General features: G+C 48.2%; 10 protein-coding genes. All 10 read left to right on the forward strand.

Going from position 1 to position 10,395, the window contains the following annotated elements; translation table 11 throughout:
- Positions 1-9: 9 nt before the first annotated feature.
- The 10 genes from DRJ53_RS05655 to DRJ53_RS05700 all read left to right on the forward strand — a co-directional run bounded on the left by DRJ53_RS05655 (position 10) and on the right by DRJ53_RS05700 (position 10,214).
- On the forward strand, positions 10-954 hold the full coding sequence (locus DRJ53_RS05655; protein WP_114234622.1) for an isopenicillin N synthase family dioxygenase: 945 nt from the start codon (positions 10-12) through the stop codon (positions 952-954).
- A gap of 321 nt (positions 955-1,275) precedes the next feature.
- A complete protein-coding gene (locus DRJ53_RS05660; RefSeq protein ID WP_114234623.1) occupies positions 1,276-2,775 on the forward strand; it encodes a hypothetical protein in 1,500 nt (499 codons plus the stop codon).
- 5 nt (positions 2,776-2,780) lie between these two features.
- Positions 2,781-3,263, forward strand: coding sequence for a hypothetical protein (locus DRJ53_RS05665; RefSeq protein WP_123893384.1), 483 nt, complete (start codon positions 2,781-2,783; stop codon positions 3,261-3,263).
- Positions 3,264-3,529: 266 nt separating this feature from the next.
- Positions 3,530-3,829, forward strand: coding sequence for an RNA recognition motif domain-containing protein (locus DRJ53_RS05670; protein ID WP_114234625.1), 300 nt, complete (start codon positions 3,530-3,532; stop codon positions 3,827-3,829).
- A 77-nt stretch (positions 3,830-3,906) separates the two neighbouring features.
- Positions 3,907-4,152, forward strand: coding sequence for a hypothetical protein (locus DRJ53_RS05675; RefSeq protein WP_114234626.1), 246 nt, complete (start codon positions 3,907-3,909; stop codon positions 4,150-4,152).
- A gap of 454 nt (positions 4,153-4,606) precedes the next feature.
- Positions 4,607-4,936 carry a PadR family transcriptional regulator gene (locus DRJ53_RS05680; protein ID WP_240040716.1) on the forward strand — a complete coding sequence of 110 codons (330 nt, stop codon included), beginning with the start codon at positions 4,607-4,609 and terminating at the stop codon, positions 4,934-4,936.
- Between the two features lie 2 nt (positions 4,937-4,938).
- Positions 4,939-7,107: a PspC domain-containing protein gene (locus DRJ53_RS05685; protein ID WP_162303811.1), complete on the forward strand. Its 2,169-nt coding sequence runs from the start codon at positions 4,939-4,941 to the stop codon at positions 7,105-7,107.
- Positions 7,108-7,196: 89 nt separating this feature from the next.
- Complete coding sequence (locus DRJ53_RS05690) at positions 7,197-7,991, forward strand: nuclear transport factor 2 family protein (protein WP_114234629.1); 795 nt, start codon at positions 7,197-7,199, stop codon at positions 7,989-7,991.
- Between the two features lie 208 nt (positions 7,992-8,199).
- Positions 8,200-9,288 (forward strand): glycine cleavage system aminomethyltransferase GcvT, encoded by a 1,089-nt coding sequence (gene gcvT / locus DRJ53_RS05695; RefSeq protein ID WP_114234630.1) that lies wholly within the window; start codon positions 8,200-8,202, stop codon positions 9,286-9,288.
- A 200-nt stretch (positions 9,289-9,488) separates the two neighbouring features.
- Entirely contained in the window at positions 9,489-10,214 is a 726-nt protein-coding gene (locus DRJ53_RS05700; protein WP_114234631.1) for a 2-phosphosulfolactate phosphatase, read from the forward strand.
- Positions 10,215-10,395: the final 181 nt, after the last annotated feature.

Genomic DNA, 10,395 nt, shown 5'->3' on the forward strand with positions numbered 1-10,395 from the left:
AATTGTGTTATGACGATCCCTGTGGTAGACCTGTCCGATTTTCTGAGTGGCGATGCTGCCCGCAAGCAACAATTTGTGCAGGCGCTGGGCAATGCCTATGAAGAAGTGGGTTTTGTAGCGGTAAAAAACCACGGCATCCCCGATGATTTAATTGCCGACCTCTATCAATACGTGCAGCATTTTTTTGCGCTGCCTACCGATGTAAAATTATCGTACGAGAAAAAGGAGCTGGCCGGCCAGCGGGGCTACACATCTTTTGGCCGCGAACACGCCAAAGGATTTGAAGCACCCGACCTGAAAGAGTTTTTCCAGTTTGGGCAAACGGTGGAAGACGGTGATCCCATCAAGGCGCAATACCCCGACAATGTAGTGGTGGCCGAAGTGCCGCAGTTTACGCCTACGCTGCTGGCTGCTTATAAAAACTTTGAACGCAGCGGCCGTGCCCTGCTGCAGGCTATTGCGCTGTACCTGGGCCTCGACGAACAATATTTTGAGCAGTATGTGCACAACGGCAATTCCATTTTGCGGGCCATTCATTACCCGCCTATTATCGGCGAACCCAAAAGCTCCATCCGGGCCGAGCAGCATGAAGACATCAACCTCATTACTTTATTAGTAGGTGCTTCTGCCGATGGTTTGCAGATATTGACCAAACAAAATGAATGGGTAGGCGTAACCTCGCTGCCGGAGCAGATTGTGGTTAATGTGGGCGATATGTTGCAGCGGCTCACCAACAACAAGCTGCGGTCCACCACGCACCGCGTGGTAAACCCGCCGCGGGAACTGTGGAACACCAGCCGTTATTCCATCCCGTTTTTCCTGCATCCCAAAGCGTCGATGAATTTGGCTTGCTTGGAAGGATGCGTGGATGCCGCTAACCCTAAAGCTTATGAAGATGCTACCGCCGGTGAATACCTGGACGAGCGGCTGGCGGAGATCGGGTTGAAGAAATAGGAACCAGTGATGGTAATGATTAGAAAGGATTGATAGGAAGGCGCTGCAAGGCGCTTTCTGTTTATGGTCATGTTATGAATGGTGGTTACGCCGTAGTTGGTATGCGGCAGTGCTTGGTGCGGTAGCGTACCAACTACTTAGTTGGTTGCTGGTGGGCTGGCGCACATTAGCCATCCCACCACACCAGCAATGGCGTAAAAATGCGGTGTAAAAAATCTTTCAATAAGAGTTATGGAATCGTAAAATTACTAAACCAGTCAGGTGTTTACCGTATGCATTAATTTAAGCAGCTCATTTATATTGCGCATCTAATAAAATAACATGCAACCAAAGCGTTTTCTTTTTCTAACTAATACATGCCTGTTAATTAGCCTGGCTTTTGTACTTACATGGTGCCGCAAGGCTGATGACACAACAACGGATCCTGCTTCTCAAAAATTGGCCAACGAGTTTTTTGATGTTTCGGCACAAACAGATGCCACCATGAAAATAGTTGCAGGCAGGCTAAGCGAACGCAACAACCGCACTGCTTTCATTAACAAGCTTTCTCAGCAGGCAGGCATGCCGAAATGGAATGATGCCTTGCGCATAACCGAAGGCGGCAGCGGCATAATGGGCATGGAGGCTAAGGGAACAGTTAAAAAGAAAATGTATGCCGTTCCATTTGTAAAACCGGGAGCTAAACGGGTAAGTGCTTTATTGATGGTAAAAGTAAAAGGTGCAGACACGGCATACAAAATTGTTTACCGCCAGCACTACCCCGATTATGGTTTTGAGGAAACGGCCGGACAGTGGAACGCCAGAAAACTGATGCTGCTTTTTGCGATGATGGAAGAACAGTTGTTTGGCTACAAGAATTTTGTGGTAAATGATGGCCGTATAATGGGCGGAAAAATTGGCGATCGGTTCCGCATTAGTTTTGAAGCGGCCCAAAGCAGCAGCGATCCGAATAACCAGTTGAGTTCACTGGTAACTACTTGTAAACCTTACAAATCTTGCGTGTATGTGGGAGGGTCAACCACCCCGGGAAGCTGTGCCACCCGCAGCATCTGCAAAACAGAATTTGTAAATGACAATGAGCCTGGAGACTGGCAAAACTTTCAACCGGATGAAGGCGGTGGCGGAGGAGAAATGACAGATGGTGGTATTGTAGATCCAGACCCATGTCCAGTACAACAGGGCACAGCACAAACTACCTGGCAGGATGCAAGTGGTACCACGTATGTGCTTAATCCTTGTGATGAAAATGCATGGGAACCTGAGAACGTTATAAACAATGTTGAAAACTCTTGTCTTAGGGGAATGGTGGATGCCGCGATTAGTAATAATATACGACATGAGCTGGTTGCATTTATCAACAATACTTTTAGTTTAAATGAGGATTTAGATTTAATGTTTGAAGATGGTACGCTCTTGGATGAATCTGATGATGCTACAACATCCCCGGAGGGTACTGCATCCGGAATTGTGAGATATAGAATTAGGCTTAATTCACAAAAACTACCTGCAAGTTCGAAAGAATACATTGCAGCAACAATATTTCACGAAGTGATGCATGCATGGATTAGTCATAACAAGGGAAAAGTGATTCCAGATAATATCAGCCATGGAATAATGGCTGACCCAACCACCCTCAATCGTATGACAACTGCTGTTTTAAGTATGTATCCGTCATTAGACCCTATAGTTGCTCAGGACCTATGTTGGGGTGGATTAGAACAAACTCAGCAATGGGGTTTGTTATCAACGGATGTAAAGAATAGAATTATTTTCAATAACACTCAGCATCTGACTGGCAACGCCGGTACAAAATGTAACTAATACTTATGAAGGCAAAGATTCTGATCCTTATCCTGTTGTTCGGGTATACTGCGGCTAAAAGCCAGGTGAATTATGAAACCTTAAAACCATTTGTACGCTCTTTTGAAAGAGGGTTTAGTATATCAAATGAATGGATCACCGACACCTGCTCTTCACGGATTTTTATGTTGAAAGTATCGGTAAAAGAAGGAAATATTGAAGGCTTTGCATTTTCAGACAGTGCTCCTGCCGTATTCAAATACGAGTTGAAGCGCATTGAAAAACGACTCGATATACATCCGCTTTTAAAAATGTTTAAAGAAAAAAATTACTCGAGTATGGATTTTGTTTTTCCGGTGTTTTTCATTACGCCTGATTTCCCCTGTAAGCAGGGGCAAGCACCTAAATGGATTGGTGATGGCTATACCGAGTTCAACGGTCGGCAGCTTGAAGGGTCCATTTATCTTGCTGATCCTATTACTATTTGGATCCCGATAGTACATAAGTAATGAACTTTTAAATAGTAATATTCCCCATTTGGCCGTTGTTGGTATGCCGTGGGGGTAACTGGGGCGGCGTACCAGCAGCGGTTGAAATGGCATGTTGTATATTCTTTGTGATTTGTTTTCTTAGCCTTCCGTTTAATTACCCTATCTTCACCAAGTCAATTTGAGCCTCGCACTAGTATTCAGTAATTATCCTGCTCCGTTGCATCTTAGTTAGTTTTTACTCTTCGCCTTCCTCAAGTACATATTAATCTACTTATTTTTTAAGAATGAACATTTACGTTTCAAACTTAAGCTTCAACGTACAGGATGAAGACTTAAGAGAATTTTTTGCACCTTATGGTGAAGTAACTTCTGCCAAGATTATCAATGACAGGGAAACAGGCCGCTCCAGAGGTTTTGGTTTTGTGGAAATGAGCGATGATGCTGCGTCTAAAAAAGCGATTGCTGAATTGAATGAAGCAAACGTTGACGGCAGAACCATTAAGGTAATGGAGGCTAAGCCTAAAGAAGACAGGCCTGCCCGCAACTTTAATAACAGCGACAGTTATAACAAGAACAGGTATTAATACAACGATACAATAAAAAGCCCCGGTTATCCGGGGTTTTTTATTGTATCCTTTTTTCATCGTTTAAACAATACATCATGGATCGATTTTCAAAGGAAATATTAGTGGACAATGAAAGCAGGCTGTTTGTATTTACAAGGATGGAGAATATGAACGGCGTCAAGTTTTTTATTACATCGAAAGATGAAAAACAAAAGCCTATTTCTTTTAGCCTGAGCCGCGCTGCAGAAAACAGGTGGAAACTTAACCCCGGTTCACTGCGCTGGCTATATGCCATCGAATCACAGTTGTCTGATGCCATTCGCGATACGCGTTTGAACTAAATATTGTTGATTAAAACAGGGCACGAACAAGGCAACGTTTGCAAGCGGTTGGTAATCGTTGTCCTGTAACTTATATCAAAACATGCCTGTGCCGGTCCATATGGAGCCGGCGTTGATGCGGCATACCAGCAATTCGTTTTTTTTTGGTATTACTCCGTAAAGCCCAAGTCTAAAAAATTATCGTTTAAGCCCAAAAGCGTCCATCCGGACGCTTTTTTGATGTCCATCCATCCCATTTTATTGCCGCCCAAAAACTTCTTATTATTTGATAAACTCTTTTAACCGTTGATAATCAAACGAAATGGCGTGTTGACAATACTCGGCAGCATCAGTTACCATAAAAAAACTGGTACTTTAGTTTGCATAGTACTAAAAACTCAATTAGCTTTGTTTCAACAAAACAAAAACCCAGAAGGAGGTTACCGATATGAATATCGAAAACACACAAAGCCAAATGCGGAAGGGGATTCTGGAGTTTTGCATTCTTTCCATCATTCGCCGGGGTGAGGCCTACCCCTCCGATATTGTGGAAGAAATGCGGGCCGCCAACCTTCAGATTCTGGAAGGCACATTATATCCCCTGCTCACCCGCCTCAAAAACGCCGACATGCTCACCTACCGGTGGGTGGAAAGTTCTTCCGGGCCGCCCCGCAAATACTTCTCCCTCACTGAAAAAGGAGCCGCCTTTTACAGCGAACTGGAGCAAACATGGCAGGAACTCTCCAACGGCGTCAATGCACTTACCAGCCAGTCAACGATCGAAACTTCAACCAAACCGCAATAACAATGAAAAAGATTATTAACATCAACCTTTCCGGCAGGGTAATTCCCATCGAAGACGCTGCTTATGAAAGTTTGCAACGCTATATCGAAAGCCTGCGCCGCTACTTTGCCGCCGAAGAAGGCCGCGACGAGATCATCAACGACATTGAAAGCCGCATTGCCGAACTGATGAACGATAAAGTACGCAAAGGTGCCGCCGCCGTTACCGAAGCCGATATGGACGAAATCATCGGTTCCATGGGCCGCGTAGAAGATTTTGAAGCCACCGAAGGCGAAGCCGCAAGCCAAACTGCCGGCGCCCCTTACGAGCCCAATTTTACTTACAGCCAAAGCACCGGCGGCAAGCAGCGCTTCAAAGGCCGCCTGTACCGCGACAGCAGCGATAAAATGCTGGGCGGTGTGTGTGCCGGTATTGCCAACTACATCAATGTCGACCCCGCGGTGGTGCGCATCCTGTTTGCCATCATCACTTTTGGCGGCTTTGGTTTTGGCTTTTTGCTCTACATCCTTGCCTGGGCTATTTTGCCGGCAAGCGATCTGGACGGCTATTCTGGTAAACGCCTTTTTCGCAACCCCGAAGACCGCATCATTGGCGGGGTAGCCGGTGGCCTGGGTGCTTATTTCAACAAATCGGCCAGCACCATCCGCCTCATATTTGCCGCACCGCTGCTGCTCAACATTGTGATCTCTGTACTGAATGGTGTTTTTGATCCATTTGATGGACCCAATTTTCCCAACTTTTTTGCAGGATCACTCACCGGCACGTTCTTCCTCGCTTACATAGTGCTGTGGATTGTGCTGCCCGAAGCCCGCTCTCCGTTTGAAAAAATGGAGATGCGCGGCGAAAAGGTGGATGTAAACTCCATCAAGCAAAACGTGCAGGACCGTGCCCAGGCTTTTGGCCAGGAGGTACGCGACTCTGCCCAGCGTTTTAGCGCCGAAGCATCGGAGTTTGTAAACACCCGCGGCCGCAGCTTTGCCGCCGAAGTGGCCCAAACTGCCCGCCCCGTAGCCAGCGGCATCGGCCATGCAATAGGTGTGCTGTTCAAAGCCTTCTTTATTTTCATTGCCGGCTCCATTGCCTTTGGCTTGTTTGTAGGCCTGATCGTACTGATTTTTGGCGGTGGTCCGGCCCTGTGGCCAATGAAGGAAAGCATAATGGATTTTGTGCTCGATGGTTTTTGGCAAAAAACATTTTTCTGGGGCACCATCATCCTGTTCCTGGCCGTGCCGCTGGTAGCTTTTATTACCTGGCTGGTGCGCCGCCTGATGAAAGTTCGTTCGCAGCGCCACTACCTGGGTTGGACCTTTGCGGGCCTCTGGACCCTGGGCTGGATCAGCGCTTCGCTGCTGGCTGCATCGCTGGGAAAAGATTTCAGGTTTAAAAAAGAAGTGGCCCAGGATGTGGTGGTAGCACAGCCGCTCAACAGCCGCATGCTGGTGAACGTAGCCGAGCCTGCCATTGAATACAGCGGCGACTGGTGGTGGGTAGACGACAACGAAAACATGGGTTGGGACCTCACCGAAGACAGCATGAAGCTGGCCAATGTAGACATCCGCGTGGTAAAAAGCGAAGACTCGAACTACAAGGTTACGGTGTATAAATATAGCCGCGGCAACAGCCGTCGTGCAGCCGAAACAAGAGCCGGCAACATTAAATACGCCGTGAACTACGCCGACAGCGTGCTGAACCTGGGAAGCGGTTTTGCCATCGGCCGCAACAACAAGTTCCGCGGACAGGAAGTAGTAGTGGAAATACGGGTGCCTGTCGGCAAAAAGCTCCGCTTCGATCCTTCGGTTACCGATAAACTGGAACCCATGAACGTACGCATTGGCGAGCCTGGCCGCCGCAACCGCGACTGGGATTGGGACGACCGCTCATTTGACTGGCAAACTGGTGTGGACTATGTGATGACCGAAAACGGCGACCTGGTTTCTACCGATGTACAATCGAGCAGCACTACCACCGAGCAAAGCGAAGGTGTTTACGAATACAAAGGCGGCAACAGCGGCGACAGCCTGCGCCGCAGCATTGAAGAAAAAGAACGCCAGCTGCAAGAAGAGCGCCGCCGCCTCGAAGAGTTGGAGCGTACCTCTACCAGTGCACCCATCCGCATCAAACCCGAAACCACAGCCTTTGCACTGATGCCTACATTTCCGTTTATGATATAACATAAGGCAGTGTTGCCCCGCCAGGCGGCACTGCTGCACTTTCCCGCTCCCTGTGTTATGCCTTGCACACCCATCAAAACACCAGCATTATGAAATCGTTCAGCACACCCATCATTGCCGCAGTTACCTTGTTTTTAGGTTATGCGCAACCGGTAGTGGCACAGGCGCAGCAGGGAGATATCAGTTCGACTATTATTCAAAAAGACAGCGCCTTTTGGGCTGCATACAACCGCTGCGATGTTGCGGGCATGGATGCACTGTTTACCGAAGACGTAGAATTTTACCACGATAAAGGCGGCGCTACAACAGGCCTGGCCACGCTTTCGGCCAACGTAAAAAAGGGCATGTGCGGCACGCCGGGTTATAAGTTGCGCCGCGAGGCAGTGGCCGGTACCGTGCAGGTGTTTCCCATGTATAGCAACGGCGCTGTGTACGGCGCCCTTATTTCCGGCGAGCATATTTTTTATGTAACGGACGGCGGCAAGCCGGAGTACCTCGACGGACATGCACGTTTTACACAACTATGGGTATTGCGTGGCGGCGAATGGAAAATGTCGCGGGTGCTGAGCTACGATCACAAACCCGCGGTGTACCAAAACAAACGGCAGGAAGTGCAACTATCGCGGCGAACGCTGAACAAGCTGGAAGGAACCTACAACAGCAACGCAAAAGGTCCCATCGTTGTAAAACGCAGCGGCAGCAATTTACACATCACTGTGGGTGGTCAATCGTTTGCGCTTTTTGCAGCAAACAACCACAGTTTTTTTATAAAAGAAAGAGACCTAACCTTTGAATTTGGCCCCGAAAGCGGGCAAAAAACAAAACACCTCACCATACGCGAAAACGGTGCAGTGGTGGAAAGGGCCACCCTGCGGCAACTATAATATTTGCCGCACCGCAGCATACTTGCGGTTTGTATGCAGTGGCGCTTTTGCACGGTGCACCACAACCTTGGTTGAAGTTAAATGGCCGGCTGGCCATTTGCTTAGAAGGTTCCCATTCCTGGGAGCCTTTTTTTATCGCAACTGCCCAAATACCAACCTGCAGGAAACCCCGAACTAACAGTTACTTTTGCCCTTCAAAAATGCGTTCATGAAAAATACACCGTTCACCCACAAGCATATTGCGTTGGGCGCTAAGATGGCTCCGTTTGCAGGCTACAATATGCCCATTTCTTATTCCGGTATCAACGATGAACATGCCACCGTTCGCAAGGCTGCCGGCGTGTTTGATGTAAGCCATATGGGCGAATTCATGCTCAAAGGGCCGGGTGCACTCGAGCTGATCCAGCGCATTACCACCAACGATGCATCGAAGCTGGTGGCGGGCAAAGCGCAGTACAGCTGCCTCACCAACGAGCAGGGCGGCATCATTGATGACTTGCTCATTTATTGCATTGAAGAAGGAGCTGTGTACATGATTGTGGTGAACGCATCGAACATTGAAAAAGACTGGAACTGGTTTGTGCAACACAACACCGGCAATGTGGAAATGCACAACATTTCGGACAAAACTTGCCTGCTGGCCGTGCAGGGTCCCAATGCTACCAAAATACTGCAGCCGCTTACCAGCATGGATGTGCTGAACCTGAAATACTACACGTTTGTTCGCGGCGAATTTGCCGGTGTAAAAAACGTGGTGATATCCGCAACGGGCTACACCGGTGCTGGCGGCGTTGAAATTTATTTTGAAGACAAAGACGGCGCAGCCGACAAAATATGGAACGCCATTTTTGAAGCAGGCGGTCCGCAGGGATTAAAGCCCATTGGCCTGGGTGCCCGTGATACGCTGCGCCTGGAAATGGGTTATTGCCTGTACGGAAATGATATCGACGATACCACATCGCCGCTGGAAGCGGGCCTGGGTTGGATCACTAAACTGGCTAAACCCGATTTTACTGCAAAAGACATTTTGCAACAGCAAAAAGAAGCCGGCGTAACGCGTAAACTGGCTGGTTTTGAAATGGTGAATAAAGGTATTCCGCGTCATGGTTACGAGATCTGCGATGCGGATGGCAATGCCATTGGTTATGTTACTTCCGGCACACAGTCGCCCAGCCTGGGCAAGGCCATAGGCTTGGGTTATGTGCAAACGGCCCATGCCGATATCGACAGCACCATTTACATAAAAGTGCGGGACAAACAACTGGCCGCAAAAGTGGTGAAGCTGCCGTTTAGCTAAAGAAAATTTGAAGGTGTGGTGATTTGAAAATTTGAAAATGCTTGCTGTGTGGCATGGATTATTAATTAATCATTATTGATTATTATTTGGTGTTTCATAATCATGGTAGTCAGTAATTGCATAATGTTCCTCCAATCCATTTTCAAATTTTCAAATCCCCGAATTTTCAAATTGAACACTTCTTTTTTCAATAAAAATAGATGAACAAAAAACCCTCGTTATATACCTGCCTTTCGCCGGCGCTGCTGCCGCTGTACGATGTAAAAGACACCATTGTTGTAGTAATTGACGTACTGCGGGCAACCAGCACCATTGCCACGGCATTGTACAACGGCGCTAAGCAAATTATACCGGTTGATACCGTGGAGCGCTGCATACAGTACGGCCGCGAAATAGAATGCATTACTGCCGGTGAACGGGATGGGCAAATTGCACCGGGCCTGCAATACGGCAATTCTTCGTTCGAGTATCCCCGCGATTTTATTGGGGGCAAAACCTTGGTGCTTACCACCACCAACGGCACCAAGCTGCTGCATATGGCGCTGAACCGGGGCGCACAGGAAATTGTTACCGGCGCCTTTTTAAACCTGTCTGCGGTATGCGATCACCTGGTGGCGCAAAACAAGGCCGTGATATTGGGCTGCGCCGGTTGGAAAGACCGTGTGAACCTGGAAGATACGCTGTTTGCCGGCGCTGTGGCCAGCCGCATTGGTAAACACTTTTCCATTAACTGCGATGCCACCGCAATGGCCCGCAACCTGTATGGCTTGGCGCAGGACGACCTGTTTGGCTTTATGCAGCAAAACAACGCATCGCACTACCACCGCCTCATGAACTTTGGACTGGAACGCGATATACGCCATTGCCTTACCCCCGACCTGGCCAATGTGCTGCCTTACTACCAGGATGCAAGGCTGGTGATTTAACCGCCGGCCCTACGCTGGCCCGGTAGCAGCGCTATGTTGTTGCCGGGCCAATAAATTTCAAATTTTCTTCAAGTTTTTCTCCCCTACTTTCTTTTACTTTTGCAAATTGCCCTTTCCGGATTGTGCAGGCATTTGCAGCGTTGTTTTGGGTCCGGTGGGTGGCGAATGTAAAAAACAATAC

The sequence above is a fragment of the Paracnuella aquatica genome, from assembly GCF_003332885.2.
In the GTDB taxonomy this organism is placed as follows: Bacteria; Bacteroidota; Bacteroidia; order Chitinophagales; family Chitinophagaceae; genus Flavisolibacter; species Flavisolibacter aquaticus.

Excerpts from the sequence above, each read along its gene's own strand:
- DRJ53_RS05665 (WP_123893384.1), top strand. The coding sequence starts at position 2,781 with ATGAAGGCAAAGATTCTGATCCTTATCCTGTTGTTCGGGTATACTGCG.
- gcvT (WP_114234630.1), top strand. The coding sequence starts at position 8,200 with ATGAAAAATACACCGTTCACCCACAAGCATATTGCGTTGGGCGCTAAG.
- DRJ53_RS05675 (WP_114234626.1), top strand. The coding sequence starts at position 3,907 with ATGGATCGATTTTCAAAGGAAATATTAGTGGACAATGAAAGCAGGCTG.
- DRJ53_RS05680 (WP_240040716.1), top strand. The coding sequence starts at position 4,607 with ATGCGGAAGGGGATTCTGGAGTTTTGCATTCTTTCCATCATTCGCCGG.
- DRJ53_RS05655 (WP_114234622.1), top strand. The coding sequence starts at position 10 with ATGACGATCCCTGTGGTAGACCTGTCCGATTTTCTGAGTGGCGATGCT.
- DRJ53_RS05700 (WP_114234631.1), top strand. The coding sequence starts at position 9,489 with ATGAACAAAAAACCCTCGTTATATACCTGCCTTTCGCCGGCGCTGCTG.
- DRJ53_RS05660 (WP_114234623.1), top strand. The coding sequence starts at position 1,276 with ATGCAACCAAAGCGTTTTCTTTTTCTAACTAATACATGCCTGTTAATT.
- DRJ53_RS05690 (WP_114234629.1), top strand. The coding sequence starts at position 7,197 with ATGAAATCGTTCAGCACACCCATCATTGCCGCAGTTACCTTGTTTTTA.
- DRJ53_RS05685 (WP_162303811.1), top strand. The coding sequence starts at position 4,939 with ATGAAAAAGATTATTAACATCAACCTTTCCGGCAGGGTAATTCCCATC.
- DRJ53_RS05670 (WP_114234625.1), top strand. The coding sequence starts at position 3,530 with ATGAACATTTACGTTTCAAACTTAAGCTTCAACGTACAGGATGAAGAC.